Source organism: Alkanindiges illinoisensis DSM 15370 (genome assembly GCF_000619845.1).
GTDB lineage: Bacteria > Pseudomonadota > Gammaproteobacteria > Pseudomonadales > Moraxellaceae > Alkanindiges > Alkanindiges illinoisensis.
This window is the reverse complement of record NZ_JHUX01000012.1, coordinates 1-19048: the sequence shown is the minus strand read 5'-3', so window position 1 is coordinate 19048 and position 19048 is coordinate 1. Positions and strand designations below refer to the sequence as shown.

Below are 19048 nucleotides of genomic sequence, written 5' to 3'. Positions count from 1 at the left end.
AGATAATTTTTATGCCAAGAAATTTTAAAAATGTGATGCAGTTCAAAATTTATAAGTTTTTTACAGACATATCATACAATACTACCATAGTCTAATATTTAACCAGACAGATCTGTATAAAATAGCCCCTATGAACTGCTTCTTGGCATGATTAACAATCCTGCACTCTCCTACGTTAATTATTGCCAGGAATACAGCAGTTCATTATTTAGCAAAATAAGGGCAGTCGGTTAGAACTGCCTATTTTTTTGCCTGCACTATGCTGCTTGGCTTATTCTTGATTGTGATTGTCCTTAATTCTTATTAAATATATATCCCGGTCACTGGCTACTATATAAGTGTTTAACACGAGTCCATCAGTCCACGATCATTGCAACACTGCTCAAAGCATTGAAACATAAACCCTATGCGAAGTTGCATGAGCACTTACATAACATACGCTTCCTTTATATTTATTTTAGAAAAACAAATTAGTATTAAAGCTGTTGTCCAGTGTCAGGCCAGATTTTATGCAAGATTTGAATCTGTTAGCGCTTTTAAGCATCACTGGTCTGTACCTTAATAATTTTACGTCATAGAGACTGGGTAAATAAAGATACAGCGTTCTAAAGCTGCACTTTGACTATACCTATTCCATGAGAACAGATTGGAGAGATTGAATGAAAAGCTTAAAACAACTTGCCACGTTAACCACCCTTACTGCTGCGCTTTGTACCCCAATGCTGGCACTGGCTGAGCCAACCCCGCCCAAAGGCACTACTGTCAACAGCATTCCCCTAACCACCTTACAAACCAACATGCGTGGCAGTGATAGCCAGATGATGCCTTCCAGCGGGATGAATTCTGGCATGGGCTCCACTATGAATAGCACTTCTGGTACGCAAATGGGCAGCATGTCCTCTAATATGCATGGCAGCATGTCAGATTCCAGCAATGGCAACGCTAGCAATAATATGGGCACGCCCATGACTTCTGACATGAATATGTCTAATAGTACTGATGCGCCAGTAACCAGTCCTCAAGCTACGGCGCCCTAAGGTTTCCTTAACCCAGGTAAACAGTTTTGCAAGCACCCTCATTCATTCTTAACACGTTCCTGTGTTAGCTTGCAAAAATTTAAAGCTGGCCTTAGTGCCAGCTTTACTTATGTCTGTTACTTTAGATTAATTTTTTTTAACAAATAGCTAGATTTCTATTTGCGTACCCATTTCAACCACCCGGTTGGGGGGAATCTGAAAGAAGTCACTCACTGAACTGGTATTGCGCTGCATAGAAATAAACAGTTTTTCGCGCCAGGGTGCCATGCCCTCGCCCACGGTATGCACTAGCCGTTCGCGTGACACAAAAAAACTGGTGGTCATGGTGTCATAAGACTGGTCCAGCAAAGCCAGTGCCTGTTCCAGCGCCTGGGGAGCATCCGGCTGTTCCTTGAAACCATATGAGGCTCTTACGCGTATAAAACGGTCATCCAGTTGTTCGGCTTCTACCCGTTCGCTGGGATCAACATAAGGCACATCCCGCGTGCGAATGGTCATCAGCACATTACGCTCATGCAGTACCTTATTGTGCTTGAGATTGTGCAATAAGGCATGGGGTACCACGTTGGGACTCCCGGTCATGAATACAGCGGTGCCACTCACAATATTGGGTGCGGAATGCAGGCTTTTGATAAAAATATCCAGCGGCAGAGTGTCACGCTGCAATTTGTCAAAAGTAATTTTACGACCACGCTTCCAGGTCATCATGATGGTAAAGGCCACGGCGCCCACCATGAGCGGGAACCAGCCGCCTGCCAGAATTTTCAGTGAAGTGGCACTAAAAAACACCAGATCCAGCAATAAAATCGGCACCACAATTAACAATACCTTGGCAGGTCGCCAGCGTAACAGGCTATACAGCACAAAGCCCACCAGCAGGGTGTCACAGATCATGGTCATGGTGACCGCAAGGCCATACGCTGCGGCCAGATTGGAACTGGATTCAAAAGCAGCGACCAGAATGACAATGGAACCCAGCAACAGCCAGTTTAGAAAAGGAATGTAAATCTGGCCAATTTCCGATTCCGAGGTGTGCAAAATGGTCATGCGTGGCAAATAACCCAGTTGCATGGCCTGGCGTGCAATGGAAAATACACCGGAAATGACCGCCTGTGAAGCAATCACTGTAGCCAGCGTAGCCAGCGCAATCATGGGATACAGTGCAACATCCGGCACCAGCTTAAAAAACGGATTTTCAACGGCTGTTGGTTCCCGTAATAATAATGCGCCCTGTCCGGCATAATTGAGCAGCAAACACGGCAACACAATAAAAAACCAGCCCATCTGAATGGGTTTGCGGCCAAAATGTCCCATATCGGCATAAAGCGCCTCGCCCCCGGTAATGGTCAACACCACCGCACTCATGGTTAAAAATGCGATACCAGGATGGAAAAATACAAAATGCGCTGCCCAGTATGGGTTCACTAGCCATAGAATGCCCGGATTCTGCATGATGCTGAGTACGCCCAGCACGCCTAAGGACGCAAACCATAACAGGGTAATGGGGCCAAAGTACTTGCCAACCAAACCTGTGCCCTTGCGCTGAATCATGAATAGCACCACCAGTACGGCAATGGTAATGGGCACTACATAAGGCGTAAACACAGGAGTTGCAATGGAGAGGCCTTCTACGGCAGACAATACCGATACTGCCGGGGTAATAATACCATCGCCAAAAAACAGGGCGGCACCAAACAGGCCAATACCAATTAATGCAGAACGGGTTTTAGGGCCAATCCGTTTGCTTCGCATGTTGAGAGCCAACAGCGCCATGATGCCACCTTCGCCATTGTTGTCGGCGCGCATGATGAAGGCCACATATTTAAACGACACGACAATCATCAGCGACCAGAAGATCAGCGATAACACACCCAGCACATTGGCCGGTGTAATCTGAATACCGTGTGCTGCATGAAAACATTCTTTTAAGGCATACAGCGGACTGGTTCCAATATCACCAAATACCACCCCCAGTGCGGCCAGCGTAATGGCTGGTAAAGCAGCACGATGCGTTTGTGTTTGCATAGCAAAATGAACATCTCGTTATAATCCGGCCATAGTAGCACCGAAAAAAAATCAATAAAGTGGGTTTTACATAAAATAGCGATTGGCAAAGCGCTGTTTTTTGGCTAGAATCGCACGCCTTGGTGAGGTGTCCGAGTGGCTGAAGGAGCACGCCTGGAAAGTGTGTATACGGTATCCCCGTATCGAGGGTTCGAATCCCTCTCTCACCGCCAGATTTTTTCCACCTGGCTTTAAAGCCTGATCCATGGAAAAACAAAAACCCCTGATTATTGATCAGGGGTTTTTTTATGGGTTACGCATCACAACCTGATACTTATAAAGTCGATAACCAGTCCTGCACCGTTTGATTAAATTGCTCAGGCGCCTCCACCATCACCCAGTGTGAGGTATTAAACCCCTCTACCTTATTCGAAGGTTGCTGTTCCAGTTGTTCCAGCCATTCTCTTGAGTGAAACATCAAAGGCTTATTCTTGCCATAGATATAAAATAGTGGACATTGAAAATCCAGATCACGCGCACCCTTAAATGAACCAAACTTTTGCGTCCATTGAATGTAATAGGGATAACCCATATTGGCGCGGATTAAATTTAATGCTGAGGGCGTTTTCAGGGTTTTTGCCACACCCCGCGCAATCTGGCGACCTGCTGCGCCACCAATCCGCCAGGCCAGCGCCAAGGGCAACTGATAACCGGCAATCATGGCCGCTTTTTTAGGGGTAATGGATTTACGGAAAGCCCGGCTGTTGGCATCACCCACATCCACGCCCACAATACTGGCTACCCGCTGCGGATAACGCATGGCATACTGATAGCCATAAAAACAGCCCCAGTCATGCAGCATCAAATGTACAGGCTGATCGGGACTGGCTTCATCCACTACGGCCTTGATGGTTTCAATCACCTGATCCAGCGAAAATGCCTGCCGTGACTTGTCATGGTCAAAACCGGGCAAGGTAAAATAGGCACAGCGATAACGGGTCTTAAAAAATTCAATCTGTTTTTCCCAGATCCGGTAGGTGTCGGGCCAGCCGTGAATCATCACCAGCGTTTGCGGGCCATTCCCCTCAATAAAGCCATCGACTTCATTGACCGTTAATACCTGTTTCATTGCATACTCCAGCAAGGGCTTGTTGTTTTACAAAGCCTCTTTTTTAATGCAACGCTGCGCTGAAATCCAGTTGTTTTCGGTAGTGTTTTAACGCAGGGACACACCACAGATATCACGGGTGGCTCTGGGGTAACGAAGCTTCATCTGGCTGGCGTCAGTAATCACAGTGCCTGCCAGCATTGAGCCAACCAGCGGGTTGGTCGGGTCAAGGTCAGACAAGATAAACGGGGCAATCACAATCCGGTCAATATGTGCTGGAATCTTCTGGCTAATATAGCCTTTATCCTTGCCATTGATAATCGCTCCCAGCCTTCCCTTGTCCTGATCAAGATACAGGCCCAAGCGGTATTCTGCCGGCAGTGGCAAATTCAAGGGGTAGCTGCTGGCTTCCCAGCGATGGGTTGCAATATTAGCACCCATAATATTAATAAACGCTTCAGGATGATGGTTAAGCGCCGAGTTGGTCAGGCTAAGCTCAATCATCAGGTCACTTTGCCCGGGCGCCTGGTCACTACTGCCATAAATCACCACACCAAATTTATAGTAATTGTCGGGTGTTTTAATTTGGGTAGTAAGCTGGTCTATTTTAAATTCCAGCGCCAGCTTGCCCGTATTGGGAACCGTAATATCGCCAGCAGCCACACTATGGTCATTGATACGCTGAATCAGGTTTTCAATGCCATTGCGTGAGGAGGTCATATATTTTTGTGGCATGTCAGGCAGACTAATGGAAACCTGTTGCGCGGGTGTGGTAACCAATGGCTTGAGCATGGTGGTATTGCCTTCTTGCAACAGGCTATAAATCGCCAGCTGGGTCGGATGGGCATCAAAACTGTACGGACACTCCGCATGGGTCATGCTGGATACCAGCAGGCCCATTAGTAAACCCAAGGCTATTTTGTCCATGTAGCCGTCCACAGTTCCTTCATATTATGTTTCCGAATGTAGCAACCTACCTGCGTTTATTCAAATCTTTTCGCGTAAAACATTAGCCGTATAAAGATATTGTTTAGCCTGGATAACATTGAACTGACTTTGAGAAATTTCTCTAAAAAAACTGCCGACTGTGTTTAAATCGCAGCCCTTTACACTGGATAAATTTTTGGAATAACGCTATGAGCATCACCCGGTTTCACCCAGCAAAGCGTTTTAGCGAAATTGTAATTTACTCTGGCACCGTTTATCTGGCAGGCCAGCTTGCTGATGATTTTTCAGGTGATATCAGTGAACAAACCCGGCAGACGCTGGCGAATATTGACCGCTTTCTGGCCGAAGCAGGCACAGACAAATCACGGTTACTGTCAGCCACGATTTATTTAAAAGATATTCAGCAGGATTACGCAGCCATGAATGCAGTCTGGGATGAATGGATGACCGTTGCAGCACCTGCACGAACCACTGTAGAAGCGCGCCTCTATCACAACGATGTACTGATTGAAATTACCGTGACTGCAGCCCTGCCTGAATAACGCGATGTTACTAGTAGATGCCAAGGTATAGCGTTATAACAACTAAGAGTCATTTTTAGCCATAATTTCTGATTAACAGCATACTCAACTGAGCAGCTAATTTTTCTGTATCTAAGAACTGGGTAATTGATTATGTATAAAAGTCTTTTTATCTCAAGCTTATTTGTTTTATCAGGTTGCGCCACGACCCAAAGCTTTACGACCACCATGAATTATTTTAATGGCCAGCCTGCATCACGCCTGACTGCTGAGTTTGGTACACCGGATCAACGGATTGAACAAGACGGCCAAACCATTCTGGTGTTTAGACCCGTTATGGTCAATATTCCAATTCCTACCCCAACCATCACTCCACCTCTAGTCAATAATATGGGAGGAACTTATGTAACCCCACGCCCTTCATCCAATTACAGCATTCGTGCTGATTGCCAAGTGGCGTTTATTTTAAAAAATGATCTGGTCACTGACTGGTATTCACAAGGCAAGGATTGCCCTAGCCGTTAAAAATTAAATGCTTAAGTTGTAGCATTTAGGTCTTCGTATTTAAGCTTGAAAAATAAGTCATAAAAACCAGCCATAAAAAAGAGAGCCGAAGCTCCCTTTTTATTAAACACTATTTAATCATGAAAGATTAAATTTGTTCTTCATTCAATGCCTGACTAAAGGCCTGATCCACTTCAGAGAAGTCGGTAGTCAGTTCAGCTTCAGCAGCTTCAGCTTCCTGACGACGACGCTCCAGATGGTATGCCAAACCAGTACCCGCAGGAATCAGTCGGCCTACCACCACATTTTCTTTCAGACCACGCAGATCATCTTCCTTACCGGTAACCGCCGCTTCGGTGAGAACGCGGGTAGTTTCCTGGAACGATGCAGCAGAAATGAAGGAGTCAGTGGACAGCGAGGCTTTGGTAATACCCATGAGCAAGCGTTCAAACTTGGCCGGGAACTTATTTTGAGCCTGTAGCGCCTGATTTTCTTCCATCACACGAGAGTATTCGCCCTGCTCGCCCTTAATGAAGCTGGAATCACCACCATCCAGGATCTCAACCTTACGCAGCATCTGGCGAATAATCACCTCAATGTGCTTGTCGTTGATTTTTACACCCTGCAAGCGGTAAACGTCCTGCACTTCATTCACGATATAATTGGCCAAAGGCGCTTCGCCTTTTAAGCGCAAAATGTCATGCGGGTTTTGTGGGCCGTCAGAGATCACTTCACCACGCTCTACATGCTCACCTTCAAACACGTTGATCTGGCGCCATTTTGGAATCAGCTCTTCGTAGATTTCAGTGCCATCATCCGGCGTAATCACCAGGCGGTTCTTGCCTTTGGTTTCTTTACCAAAGCTCACCACACCAGACACTTCAGCCAGAATTGCATGCTCTTTTGGCTTACGGGCTTCAAACAGGTCAGCGACGCGCGGCAGACCACCGGTAATATCACGGGTACGTGATGATTCCTGCGGTACACGGCCAATAACGTCACCGACACCAATACTGTCACCATCACGAACACTTAAAATGGTGTTTTGTGGCAGGAAGTAGAACTGTTCACCACCATCAACAGTATCCAGTACCACTGCAGGACGCAATTCCTTACCAGAAGCCGGACGATCTTTTACCGCCAGAATTTCAACGGTGGTCATCCCGGTTGCATCGTCAGTTTTGGAGGTTGCCGTTGAACCGTCCAGAATTTGCGAGAAGCGAACCTTACCTGCTACTTCGGTAATCAGCGGATGGGTATGCGGATCCCAGGTTGCAATGACCGCACCAGCCTCAACAGCCTGGCCATCTTTAACAATAATGGACGAGCCGTAAGGCACTTTATAGCGCTCGCGCTCACGACCCAGATCATCTGCCACACCAATTTCTGCAGAACGGGATACGGTAACCAGATGTCCCTTGCTGTGCTGTACAGTCTTGATGTTGTGGAAACGGATCGAACCCTTGTTACGTACCTGCACGCTGTTAGCTGCAGAAGTACGGCTAGCCGCACCACCCACGTGGAACGTACGCATGGTGAGCTGTGTACCCGGTTCACCAATGGACTGCGCCGCCATAACGCCCACAGACTCACCCGCATTGACCAGATGACCACGGGCCAGATCACGACCATAACACTTGGCACAGACACCAAAGCGGGTCTTACAGGTAATTACAGAGCGAACCTTGATTTCGTCCACACCAGCCTGTTCCAGACGGTCAACCCACTGTTCGTCCAGCAATGTATTGGCTTCAGCAAATACTTCATCACTGCCCGGCTTCAAGACTTCAACCGCAACCACACGACCCAGAACGCGATCACGCAGTGGCTCAATAACGTCACCACCCTGAATCAATGGTGTCATGAACAGGCCATCGGTCGTGCCACAATCTGGCTCGGTAATTACCAGATCCTGTGCCACATCAACCAGACGACGTGTCAGGTAACCGGAGTTCGCAGTTTTTAATGCGGTATCCGCCAGACCTTTACGCGCACCATGGGTTGAAATGAAGTACTGCAGTACAGTCAGGCCTTCACGGAAGTTAGCCTTAATCGGCGTTTCAATAATCGAACCATCCGGTTTGGCCATCAGGCCACGCATACCAGCCAGCTGACGAATCTGCGCCGCACTACCACGCGCACCGGAGTCGGACATGATATAAATCGAGTTAAAGGATTTTTGCTTTTCCTCTTGACCCTGTTTATTGACTACTGTCTCGTAAGACAGGTTGTCCATCATGGCCTTGGCCACCTGATCATTGGTACGCGCCCAGATATCCACTACCTTGTTGTAGCGCTCACCGGCAGTCACAAAGCCCTGCTCAAACTGATGTTCAATTTCACGAACTTCAGCATCTGCCTTGCCAATGATTTCATCCTTGGTTGGCGGAATCAGCATGTCTTCCATACCAACAGACACGCCAGACAGCGTGGCTTGACGGAAGCCCAGATACATCAGCTGGTCAGCAAACAATACAGTGGCTTTCAAACCCAGTTTGCGATAGCAGGTGTTGATCAGCTTGGAGATGTTCTTTTTGGTCATGGTGTCATTGATTTGATCAAAGCCCATACCGGTAGGAACCACGCTCCACAGCAAGCAACGACCTGGTGTGGTATCAACCAGACGATCATTGACGGTTCGCTGACCATCATCTTCAACAATGGTTTCTTTCACACGTACTTTAATACGCGCATGCAACGCAACCTGCTTGGTACCCAGCGCACGATTAACTTCATCCGTATCGGCAAAGATCATGCCTTCGCCTTTGGCGTTAATGGCATCACGGCTGATGTAATACAGGCCCAATACCACGTCCTGCGAAGGAACGATAATTGGCTCACCGTTGGCTGGAGACAGGATGTTGTTGGTTGACATCATCAGTGCACGCGCTTCAAGCTGGGCTTCAAGCGTCAGAGGCACGTGAACGGCCATCTGGTCACCGTCGAAGTCGGCGTTAAATGCCGTACATACCAGCGGGTGCAGCTGAATAGCCTTGCCTTCAATCAGGGTAGGTTCAAACGCTTGCAGACCCAGACGGTGCAGGGTTGGCGCGCGGTTCAGCAATACCGGATGTTCACGGATGACCGAAGCCAGTACGTCCCACACTTCAGGGGTTTCGCGCTCAACCATTTTCTTGGCAGCTTTAATGGTCGTGGCTTGGCCAGACGCTTGCAGCTTGGCAAAAATAAACGGCTTGAACAGTTCCAGCGCCATTTTTTTCGGCAGGCCACACTGATGCAGACGTAAGGTTGGGCCAACCACAATCACCGAACGACCAGAGTAGTCCACACGCTTACCGAGCAAGTTCTGACGGAAGCGACCTTGTTTACCCTTGATCATGTCAGCCAGTGATTTCAGCGGACGCTTGTTACTACCAGTAATGGCACGGCCACGACGACCGTTATCCAGCAGCGCATCAACCGCTTCCTGCAACATGCGTTTTTCGTTACGCACGATAATGTCAGGCGCAGATAGATCCAGCAGGCGCTTTAAACGGTTGTTCCGGTTAATCACGCGACGGTACAAATCGTTCAGGTCAGACGTGGCAAAACGGCCACCTTCCAGTGGAACCAGCGGACGCAAGTCTGGTGGCAGAACTGGCAAAACGTTCATCACCATCCATTCTGGCTTGTTGTTGGAATCACGGAATGCTTCCATCAACTTCAAGCGCTTGGATGATTTTTTCAGCTTGGTTTCAGAGGTGGTTTGTGGAATTTCTTCACGCAGACGCGCAATTTCAGCTTCCAGATCGATGTCGCGCAGCAAGTCCTGAACGGCTTCTGCACCCATCTTGGCCACAAACTCGTCGCCGTGCTCTTCCAGTGCAGTGTAATATTCTTCATCGCTTAACAACTGGTATTTTTCCAGCGGTGACATACCAGGATCAGTCACGACATAGCTTTCAAAATACAGTACACGCTCGATATCACGCAGGGTCATATCCAGCAGCAGGCCAATACGGCTTGGCAGTGACTTTAAGAACCAGATGTGGGCAACTGGAGAAGCCAGATCAATATGGCCCATGCGATCACGGCGCACCTTGGCGGTAGTGACTTCAACGCCACATTTTTCACAAATGACGCCTTTGTATTTCATGCGCTTGTATTTGCCACACAAGCATTCGTAATCTTTTACCGGGCCAAAGATTTTGGCACAGAACAAGCCGTCACGCTCCGGCTTGAAGGTACGGTAGTTAATGGTTTCAGGCTTTTTCACTTCGCCATGAGACCACGATTTGATCATTTCTGGTGACGCAAGACCAATACGGATACGATCAAACTCAACGTTGCCAACGTTTTCCGAGTCTGTCTTCTTACGCATAATATCGAGCAAATCTTTCAATTCATTTCTCCGTGAGCCGAGCAATTCATCCATTGCCCGGCTGGGTCACAAATATTTATCGCCTGAGTGGTGAGCAACTTACGGGAGATCCATCCCGCACGGTGAGAAGTACTGTTTTGCCAGTACTTCCCTCCTGCCTTAATCAGTCACCATTTTTAAGTTCAATGTTAATACCCAAAGAACGAATTTCCTTGGTCAGTACATTGAACGATTCAGGCATGCCCGGATCCATATAGTGATTGCCATCGACAATGTTCTTGTAAATGCGGGTACGTCCTTCGACGTCATCCGATTTCACAGTCAGCATTTCCTGCAGGGTGTAGGTTGCACCATAAGCTTCCAGTGCCCACACTTCCATCTCACCGAAGCGCTGGCCACCAAACTGGGCTTTACCACCCAATGGCTGTTGCGTGACCAATGAGTAAGAACCGGTAGAACGCGCATGCATCTTGTCATCCACCAAGTGGTTGAGTTTGAGCATGTACATATAACCCACGGTTACAGGACGGTCAAAACGGTCACCAGTACGGCCATCGTACAGTACCTGCTGGCCAGTTTCGGACAGGTCAGCCAGTTTCAGCAATTGCTTGATCTGGGTTTCTTCTGCACCATCAAATACTGGCGTTGCAATCGGTACACCGCCCTTGAGGTTTTGAGCCAGACTAATCACTTCATCATCAGTCAGCTCGTTCAGGGTTTCCTGCTCGCCACCGACCTGATTGTAGATCTTGTCCATGAACTCACGCAGCTCGGCAGCCTGACGCTGCTGTTGCAACATCTTGTCGATCTTCTGACCCAGACCTTTGGCAGCCAGACCCAAATGCGTTTCCAGAATCTGACCCACGTTCATCCGTGATGGTACACCCAGCGGATTTAACACCACATCAACCGGTACACCGTTTTCATCATATGGCATGTCTTCAACCGGCATGATGACAGACACCACACCTTTGTTACCATGACGGCCTGCCATCTTGTCACCCGGCTGGATACGACGTTTCACGGCTAGATAAACCTTGACCACTTTGAGAACGCCATGGGTCAGCTCATCACCGGTAGACAGCTTGCGCTTTTTCTCGGTGAACTTGTCATCAATTTCCTTTTCCTTCTCACGCAAGAAGTCCTGGATTTGCTGCAAGCGCTCGGCAATACCTTCATCAATGGGTTGCACGTCCAGCAACTGATTCAGCTCAAGGCTGGACATCATGCTGTCGTCCAGTACATCACCACGCTTGGTGGTGCCGCCACCATTGACTTTCTGGCCATTCAGCAAACGGATTACACGCTCACGGGCTGCTTCTTCAAAGATTCGATATTCTTCTTTCAAATCTTTACGGTAAGCATCCAGCTGGGCTTTTTCAATCGCCAGCGCGCGCTCGTCTTTTTCCAGACCATCGCGGGTAAATACCTGAACATCAATTACTGTACCTTTGGTGCCAGACGGAACGCGCAAGGAAGAGTCCTTCACGTCAGCAGCTTTTTCACCAAAAATCGCACGCAGCAGTTTTTCTTCTGGCGTCAGTTGGGTTTCACCCTTAGGTGTCACTTTACCAACCAGAATGTCACCAGCGTTGACTTCCGCACCAATGTACACAATACCGGATTCATCCAGCTTGGACAGTGCTGCTTCACCCACGTTTGGAATATCGCCAGTGATTTCTTCAGAACCCAGCTTGGTGTCACGCGCCACACAGGACAGTTCCTGAATGTGGATCGAGGTAAAGCGGTCTTCCTGAACCACACGCTCGGATAACAAAATCGAATCCTCGAAGTTGTAACCATTCCACGGCATAAATGCCACGCGCATGTTTTGGCCCAGCGCCAGTTCACCCAGATCGGTTGATGGACCGTCGGCCAGAATATCACCACGGGCAATTTCATCACCGCGATTCACAATAATGTTCTGGTTAATACAGGTGTTCTGGTTGGAACGGGTGTATTTGATCAGGTTATAAATGTCAACACCGGCCTCGCCTGCATGCATTTCTTCTTCATGCACACGAACCACGATACGGCTGGCATCTACATACTCAATCTTGCCACCACGCTTGGCCACCACACACACGCCTGAATCGCGTGCTACATGGCGCTCCATGCCTGTACCGACCAGCGGCTTGTCAGCACGCAAAGTTGGTACTGCCTGACGCTGCATGTTCGAACCCATCAATGCACGGTTGGCATCGTCATGTTCCAGGAACGGAATCAAGCTTGCTGCAACCGAAACCACCTGACGTGGTGACACGTCCATATGGGTTACTTTTTCCGGGCTGGTACGGATAAATTCGCCCTGTGCACGCACAGAAACCATTTCATCTTGCAGTTGGCCATTGGCATCAACCGGAGAATCCGCCTGTGCAATCACAGTCCCATTTTCTTCAATGGCTGACAGATATTCGATTTCATCGGTTACACGGCCATCAACCACTTTACGGTATGGTGTTTCCAGGAAACCAAAATCGTTGGCCTTGGCATACACTGATAATGAGTTGATCAGACCAATGTTTGGGCCTTCAGGCGTTTCAATCGGACATACACGACCATAATGGGTCTGGTGTACGTCACGCACTTCAAAACCGGCACGTTCACGGGTCAAACCACCAGGCCCCAGTGCAGAAACACGGCGCTTATGGGTGATTTCAGACAACGGATTGTTCTGATCCATAAACTGTGACAACTGGCTGGAACCAAAGAATTCCTTGATTGCAGCAGCTACTGGCTTGGCATTGATCAGATCCTGTGGGGATAAGCCTTCAGTTTCAGCCTGATTCAAACGCTCTTTTACCGCACGTTCAACGCGCACCAGACCTACACGGAACTGGTTTTCGGTCATTTCACCGACAGAACGCACACGACGGTTACCCAAGTGGTCAATATCGTCCACTTCGCCTTTACCGTTACGGATGTCAACCAGGGTGCGCAGTACATCAACAATATCTTCATTGCTGAGAATACCTTCAATCGCGCGTGACTTCTGGTCAGTGCCGACTTCATACGGACGACCCAGACGGCGGTTGAACTTCATGCGGCCGACTGGCGACAGGTCATAACGCTCAGAACTGAAGAACAGGTTATTAAACAGGTTCTCGGCAGCTTCCTTGGTTGGTGGCTCACCCGGACGCATGACTTTGTAGATTTCAACCAGTGCATCTTCACGAGTACGTGTGGTATCAGCACGCAGGGTATCTGCAATAAACGAACCACGGTCAATGTCATTGGTGAACAGGATATTAAACTGCTTGATGCCACCTTCTGCCAGCTTCACCAGCACTTCATGGCTAATAACAGTATTAGCTTCAATCACATCACCATTTTTCAGGCTAATGTCTTCAGCAATCAGGCGCTCATACAGGTATTCATCAGGAACAGCCAGTTTGGTTAAACCAGCAGCTTCCATCTGGCGAACATGGCGCGCATTAATCCGCTTGCCCTGCTCAACAATCACCTTGCCATCTTTATCAGTAATATCAAACTGTGACATCTCACCGCGCAGGCGTTCAGGCACCAGATCAATCTGATAAGTGTCTTCAACATATACCGGCACTTTTTCAAAGAACAGGTCAAGTACCTGAGCAGTGGTATAACCCAGTGCACGCAGCACTACGGTTGCCAGCAGCTTGCGGCGACGGTCAATACGTACATAGACCAGATCCTTGGCATCGAACTCAAAGTCCAGCCAGGAACCACGGTAAGGAATAATACGGGCAGAATACAGCACTTTACCCGACGAGTGGGTCTTACCCTTGTCATGGTCAAAGAACACACCAGGAGAACGGTGTAACTGGGACACAATTACGCGCTCAGTACCATTAATCACAAACGTACCGTTTTCAGTCATGAGCGGAATTTCGCCCATGTAAACTTCCTGCTCACGCACGTCTTTAATGGATTTGGTTTCACGATCATAAATGATCAGGCGAATCTTGACACGCATGGGGGCAGCATAAGTTGAACCACGCAAAATACATTCACGCACGTCAAACTCAGGGCGGCCCAGATTGTATTCAACAAACTCTAATGCGGCATTCCCAGAATAGCTAACAATAGGAAAAACTGAACGGAAGGCGGCTTGCAAGCCAACATCTTCACGTTGCTTGGAAATTTTACCGTCCTGTAAAAATGCACGGTACGAATCAACCTGAATGGCCAATAAGTACGGTACGTCCATTACATTGGGCAACTTACCAAAATTCTTGCGGATCCGTTTCTTTTCGGTATAGGAGTATGCCATCTGGAGTCCTCGGAAAGTAAACCAGACTCGCCTGCAGAACGAGCCTAGAGGGGAAACACGATGCCGATGTGGCAACCAGTGGACTTGCTCAACCAGGGATCAATAATCACTATCCCTAACCAAGTGCATCAAATTCACTGGTAAAAATAAAACTGAGGTAAAGCATTAAACTTGAAAATGCTTAGCAGTGCTTTTACTTGCGTCTTTTGCCTTAAATAAGCCACATAAAGCCTAAAATAAAACGTTAAAAACAGTGCTAAGCATTTTAGCCAGCCGATTTCCATCACAAAAAATCGAGCCGAATATTGTAACGCAAAAAGGCTGATGACCCAAGAGCCATCAGCCATTTTTTTGAAGTCAGTTTAATACCGACTTCATGCCTGCATTACTTCAGAGTAACGGTAGCACCAGCTTCTTCAAGCTTCTTCTTCAGCTCTTCGCCTTCTTCTTTGCTCACGCCTTCTTTCAGCACTTGTGGAGCGCCTTCAACCAGGTCTTTAGCTTCTTTCAAGCCCAGGCCAGTTGCTTCACGAACCGCTTTAATAACAGCAACTTTGTTCGCGCCAAAGCTGGTCAGCTCAACGTTGAACTCAGTTTGTTCTTCAGCAGCAGCAGGACCAGCAGCAGGACCAGCAGCTACAGCAACAGCAGCAGCAGATACGTTGAATTTCTCTTCGAAAGCAGAAATTAATTCAACCAGCTCAAGAACAGTTTTCTCAGCTACGGCGTTCAGGATTTCTTCGTTGGACAATGCCATGATTAAAACTCCAATAGGATATATGGGGTAATGAATGAATTAAGCAGCTTCTTGCTCTTGCTTTTCTTTCAAAGCAGTCAGCAAGCGGCCAAACTTGGATACTGGGGCTTGTAGTACAGACGCCAGCATAGTCAGTGCTGTATGCAGGTTCGGTAAGTTAGCGATAGTACCTATTTCAGCAGCACCATATAACTTGCCGTCAAATGCAGCAGACTTGACTTCAAATTTTGCGTTGTCCTTGGCAAAGTCCTGAAACAGGCGTGCCGCAGCACCCATGTCATCTTCAGACGTTGACAGACCGATAATGGTTGGACCAGTTAAAGTCTCGTTCAATACATCAAACTGAGTACCTTCAAACGCACGTTTAGCCAAGGTGTTACGTACAACACGCAGGTAAACACCAGCATTACGCGCTTCAACACGTAACTTGGTTAATTGTGCAACGGTCAAACCACGGTAGTCGGCAACAACAGCAGAGTACGCAGTGCTGGCAGCTTCATTAACCGCAGCAACGATCTCTTTTTTATCCTCTAAACGTAGAGTCACTGTATAACCTCCTTAGGTGATTTATGCATCCGGTGGATGCACTCCCATAAAATGTAAACAGCCTGAATTTTTACAGACAGGTTGCTTACACGCGGAGGTCGTCAGTCTGCCTAAGCATTCATCACACCACCGCGTCTACGCAGGCTGGACTTTTAAGGAAAGCACGGATTTAACCATGATTTCCGCCTGAGGTCTTTGACGCTAACAGAACCAGCTTTTACACGCTGTCTGTCAATTCAAAGTCCATTCGAGGTTCGGAACATCAAATCCGTTATGGCTTGCGACATATACGTTTGATCTACCGAGCCGCAAGACAGAAAGCTACGCTTTGGATGTCCTGCGGTTTTACCTCAAAATTTTAAATTCTTGCCTGTTCAACTAATTAATTAGTTAGAAACAGAAGCCACATCAATGGATAACCCTGGGCCCATGGTAGAGCTTAAGGTAATTTTCTTGATATAAACGCCTTTAGAAGTTGCAGGCTTGGCTTTTTTCAGATCACCAATCAATGCTTCAACGTTTTGACGAACTGCAGCAGCTTCAAAGCCAACCTGACCGATACCCGCATGAATGATACCGCCTTTGTCAACGCGGTAACGCGCCTGACCTGCTTTGGCATTGCGCACAGCACCTGCCACATCAGGGGTTACAGTACCCACTTTCGGGTTTGGCATTAAGCCACGTGGACCCAGAATCGTACCCAGCTTACCAACAACGCGCATTGCATCAGGTGCAGCAATAACAACGTCAAAGTTCAGATTTCCACCCTGAATGCTTTCAGCCAGATCATCCATACCTACGATGTCAGCGCCTTCAGCCTTGGCCGCTTCAGCAGCAGCGCCTTGGGCAAACACAGCAACGCGTACAGTTTTACCAGTACCGGCAGGCAGTGTGGTGGCACCACGTACAACCTGATCTGATTTACGTGGGTCAACACCCAGGTTTACAGAAATATCCAGAGACTCTTTGAACTTAGCAGCAGGCAGACTGTTGAGCAGTGCTACGGCATCTTCCAGAGAATAAACTTTGCCAGCTTCTACTTGTGCAGCAATAGCCTTTTGGCGTTTGGTTAATTTAGCCATGTTCTTAAAGCTCCACATCCAGACCCATTGAACGCGCAGAACCTGCAATGGTGCGCACTTGCGCATCAAGGTCTGCACCTGTCAAATTGCCTTCTTTTGCTTTGGCAATTTCTTCCAATTGAGCGCGGGTGATTTTACCCACTTTCTGTGTATTTGGACGAGAAGAACCTTTACCCAGATTCATGGCTTTCTTCAGGAAATAAGTCGCTGGTGGAGAAGCCATGGTGAACGTAAACGATTTGTCGTTATAAACAGTAATCGTTACTGGAATTGGCATGCCAATTTCCATTTTCTGGGTGGCAGCATTAAATTCTTTACAGAATGCCATGATGTTTACACCACGCTGACCCAGTGCTGGACCGATTGGTGGTGATGGGTTTGCTTTACCAGCTGGAACTTGCAGCTTGATATAGCCGTCAATCTTCTTGGCCATGATAACTCCTTGGGTACAAACGCCTAATCAGGCTCCCCGTTATAAAATTCTGTAGGATAAACTACAGCGCGCTAAGCAAAAACGCCCAACCATAAACACAAAAGGCGAAGCACAGCTTCGCCCTTGCGCTCGGATAAAGCAAGGCTTTATGCAACCTCGCTCAGGGCGCGATAGTATATACTATTTTTTAAGAAAATAAACTAAATTGTTTTCTCAACCTGACGGAATTCCAGTTCAACCTGCGTTGGGCGATTGAAGACATTAATGGTTAAGGTCAGGCGGGATTTTTCGTACTGAACTTCTTCCACCACACCTTTAAAGTCAGTAAATGGACCATCAGTTACCAGTAGCTCTTCACCAGGTTCAAACATGGTCTTTGGACGTGGCGCTTCGCCCGTATTACGCACACGTGCTAAAATGGCATCAGCTTCTTTTTGCGTAATAGGAGCAGGTTTTTCAGGTGTACCACCAATAAAGCCCAATACCTTGGGACATTCTTTTACAATGTGCCAGGTATCATCATTCATTTCCATTTCAATGAGCACATAGCCTGGAAAGAATTTACGCTCACTCTTGCGTTTCTTACCATCCTTCATCTCCACGACTTCTTCTGTGGGAACCAGGACTTCACCAAAACTGTCCGCAACATGACTGCGTTCAATTCGGTCTTTCAAGGAACGCATTACTTGCTTTTCATAGCCTGAGTAGGCATGAACGATATACCAGCGCTTCATAGTAATTATCCGATGATCGACTGAATGAGCCAGCCAAAAATAGTGTCAAATCCCCACAGGATTAAACTGGCAACTACCACTACCAATAAAACCTGCCAAGTTGTTGAAACAGTTTCCTGCTTGGTTGGCCAAGTAACACGACGTAATTCAGTACGGGAATCTTTAAGTAAGATTGCAAATGCCTTGCCCTGATGGGTGGCATACAACAAGCCTAGCGCAATCACAATACAGGCAACAATCGCACCAATACGCACCCAGACGTTACTACCTGGTGCCCAGTATGCAGGCAGGTACTGATTAATTAAAGTTGCCCCTACCAACAAAGCCAGTGCTACAATCCAAAAGACAATATCCAGCGCAGAGCCAGTTTTAACTATTTGTGCCGGATCATTTTGTTGGGGTATTGCCGCGCCGCTCAATGCATCACGCGTCTTTTCGTCAGTTGACATTATTTTAGACTCGTTATTAAACCAATGACTTAATTAGCGAAAGTCAGCATCAAGCTTTAAAATATGGCAGGCCCTGTAGGATTCGAACCTACGACCCTCGGTTTTGGAGACCGATGCTCTACCAACTGAGCTAAGGACCTGTAGAGTTTGACCGAAGGCAAGAATTTATCACCTTCGGTACATTATCTAAAGTTTAGATAATATTTATGTAAAACAACTAGAAACTATTAAGCGATATTGCTTAGTTAGTTACTTTAGCCACAACACCGGCGCCTACAGTACGGCCACCTTCACGGATTGCAAAGCGCAGACCTTGGTCCATGGCGATCGGGTGGATCAGCTCAACAGACATCTG

The 19048-nt window shown here is 47.6% G+C and carries 15 protein-coding genes and 2 tRNA genes; 4 read left to right on the top strand and 13 right to left on the bottom strand.

Annotated elements, in window-relative coordinates:
• The first annotated feature begins 659 nt into the window (after window positions 1-659).
• Window positions 660-1037 carry a hypothetical protein gene (locus Q337_RS0114175; RefSeq protein WP_026472147.1) on the top strand — a complete coding sequence of 126 codons (378 nt, stop codon included), beginning with the start codon at window positions 660-662 and terminating at the stop codon, window positions 1035-1037.
• A 147-nt stretch (window positions 1038-1184) separates the two neighbouring features.
• Here the strand turns inward: Q337_RS0114175 and Q337_RS0114170 are convergent, their stop codons facing one another.
• Entirely contained in the window at window positions 1185-3062 is a 1878-nt protein-coding gene (locus Q337_RS0114170; protein ID WP_026472146.1) for a potassium transporter Kup, read from the bottom strand.
• A gap of 121 nt (window positions 3063-3183) precedes the next feature.
• On the opposite strand from Q337_RS0114170, the gene Q337_RS0114165 reads away from it, so the two are divergent.
• Window positions 3184-3274, top strand: a tRNA-Ser gene (locus Q337_RS0114165).
• A 101-nt stretch (window positions 3275-3375) separates the two neighbouring features.
• Here the strand turns inward: Q337_RS0114165 and Q337_RS0114160 are convergent.
• A complete protein-coding gene (locus Q337_RS0114160) occupies window positions 3376-4170 on the bottom strand; it encodes an alpha/beta fold hydrolase (RefSeq protein ID WP_026472145.1) in 795 nt (264 codons plus the stop codon).
• Between the two features lie 87 nt (window positions 4171-4257).
• Complete coding sequence (locus Q337_RS0114155; RefSeq protein ID WP_026472144.1) at window positions 4258-5076, bottom strand: DUF4882 family protein; 819 nt, start codon at window positions 5074-5076, stop codon at window positions 4258-4260.
• Between the two features lie 209 nt (window positions 5077-5285).
• On the opposite strand from Q337_RS0114155, the gene Q337_RS0114150 reads away from it, so the two are divergent.
• Together Q337_RS0114150 and Q337_RS0114145 are read left to right on the top strand one after the other, a co-directional pair.
• Entirely contained in the window at window positions 5286-5639 is a 354-nt protein-coding gene (locus tag Q337_RS0114150; RefSeq protein WP_026472143.1) for a RidA family protein, read from the top strand.
• 207 nt (window positions 5640-5846) lie between these two features.
• The gene (locus Q337_RS0114145; protein ID WP_026472142.1) at window positions 5847-6143 is read left to right on the top strand and encodes a hypothetical protein; all 297 of its coding nucleotides are present in this window, start codon (window positions 5847-5849) and stop codon (window positions 6141-6143) included.
• A gap of 127 nt (window positions 6144-6270) precedes the next feature.
• Here the strand turns inward: Q337_RS0114145 and rpoC are convergent, their stop codons facing one another.
• The 10 genes from rpoC to Q337_RS18685 form a co-directional block, all read right to left on the bottom strand.
• Window positions 6271-10464, bottom strand: coding sequence for a DNA-directed RNA polymerase subunit beta' (rpoC, locus tag Q337_RS0114140; RefSeq protein WP_026472141.1), 4194 nt, complete (start codon window positions 10462-10464; stop codon window positions 6271-6273).
• A gap of 142 nt (window positions 10465-10606) precedes the next feature.
• A complete protein-coding gene (gene rpoB, locus Q337_RS0114135; RefSeq protein WP_026472140.1) occupies window positions 10607-14692 on the bottom strand; it encodes a DNA-directed RNA polymerase subunit beta in 4086 nt (1361 codons plus the stop codon).
• Window positions 14693-15077: 385 nt separating this feature from the next.
• A complete protein-coding gene (gene rplL / locus Q337_RS0114125) occupies window positions 15078-15449 on the bottom strand; it encodes a 50S ribosomal protein L7/L12 (RefSeq protein ID WP_026472138.1) in 372 nt (123 codons plus the stop codon).
• 39 nt (window positions 15450-15488) lie between these two features.
• The gene (gene rplJ, locus Q337_RS0114120; RefSeq protein ID WP_026472137.1) at window positions 15489-15995 is read right to left on the bottom strand and encodes a 50S ribosomal protein L10; all 507 of its coding nucleotides are present in this window, start codon (window positions 15993-15995) and stop codon (window positions 15489-15491) included.
• A 386-nt stretch (window positions 15996-16381) separates the two neighbouring features.
• Window positions 16382-17077 (bottom strand): 50S ribosomal protein L1, encoded by a 696-nt coding sequence (gene rplA / locus Q337_RS0114115; RefSeq protein WP_026472136.1) that lies wholly within the window; start codon window positions 17075-17077, stop codon window positions 16382-16384.
• 4 nt (window positions 17078-17081) lie between these two features.
• Window positions 17082-17510: a 50S ribosomal protein L11 gene (gene rplK, locus Q337_RS0114110; protein WP_026472135.1), complete on the bottom strand. Its 429-nt coding sequence runs from the start codon at window positions 17508-17510 to the stop codon at window positions 17082-17084.
• 200 nt (window positions 17511-17710) lie between these two features.
• Window positions 17711-18244: a transcription termination/antitermination protein NusG gene (gene nusG, locus Q337_RS0114105; RefSeq protein WP_026472134.1), complete on the bottom strand. Its 534-nt coding sequence runs from the start codon at window positions 18242-18244 to the stop codon at window positions 17711-17713.
• 5 nt (window positions 18245-18249) lie between these two features.
• Window positions 18250-18693 carry a preprotein translocase subunit SecE gene (secE, locus tag Q337_RS0114100; RefSeq protein ID WP_026472133.1) on the bottom strand — a complete coding sequence of 148 codons (444 nt, stop codon included), beginning with the start codon at window positions 18691-18693 and terminating at the stop codon, window positions 18250-18252.
• A 64-nt stretch (window positions 18694-18757) separates the two neighbouring features.
• Window positions 18758-18833: transfer RNA gene (locus tag Q337_RS0114095), tRNA-Trp, on the bottom strand.
• Between the two features lie 101 nt (window positions 18834-18934).
• On the bottom strand, window positions 18935-19048 hold a 114-nt coding region (locus tag Q337_RS18685; RefSeq protein ID WP_456059083.1), incomplete at its 5' end, for an EF-Tu C-terminal domain-related protein.

Coding starts and splice junctions, on each gene's coding strand:
- Q337_RS0114175 (WP_026472147.1), top strand. CDS start 660: ATGAAAAGCTTAAAACAACTTGCCACGTTAACCACCCTTACTGCTGCG.
- Q337_RS0114170 (WP_026472146.1), bottom strand. CDS start 3,062: ATGCAAACACAAACGCATCGTGCTGCTTTACCAGCCATTACGCTGGCC.
- Q337_RS0114160 (WP_026472145.1), bottom strand. CDS start 4,170: ATGAAACAGGTATTAACGGTCAATGAAGTCGATGGCTTTATTGAGGGG.
- Q337_RS0114155 (WP_026472144.1), bottom strand. CDS start 5,076: ATGGACAAAATAGCCTTGGGTTTACTAATGGGCCTGCTGGTATCCAGC.
- Q337_RS0114150 (WP_026472143.1), top strand. CDS start 5,286: ATGAGCATCACCCGGTTTCACCCAGCAAAGCGTTTTAGCGAAATTGTA.
- Q337_RS0114145 (WP_026472142.1), top strand. CDS start 5,847: ATGAATTATTTTAATGGCCAGCCTGCATCACGCCTGACTGCTGAGTTT.
- rpoB (WP_026472140.1), bottom strand. CDS start 14,692: ATGGCATACTCCTATACCGAAAAGAAACGGATCCGCAAGAATTTTGGT.
- rplL (WP_026472138.1), bottom strand. CDS start 15,449: ATGGCATTGTCCAACGAAGAAATCCTGAACGCCGTAGCTGAGAAAACT.
- rplA (WP_026472136.1), bottom strand. CDS start 17,077: ATGGCTAAATTAACCAAACGCCAAAAGGCTATTGCTGCACAAGTAGAA.
- rplK (WP_026472135.1), bottom strand. CDS start 17,510: ATGGCCAAGAAGATTGACGGCTATATCAAGCTGCAAGTTCCAGCTGGT.
- nusG (WP_026472134.1), bottom strand. CDS start 18,244: ATGAAGCGCTGGTATATCGTTCATGCCTACTCAGGCTATGAAAAGCAA.
- secE (WP_026472133.1), bottom strand. CDS start 18,693: ATGTCAACTGACGAAAAGACGCGTGATGCATTGAGCGGCGCGGCAATA.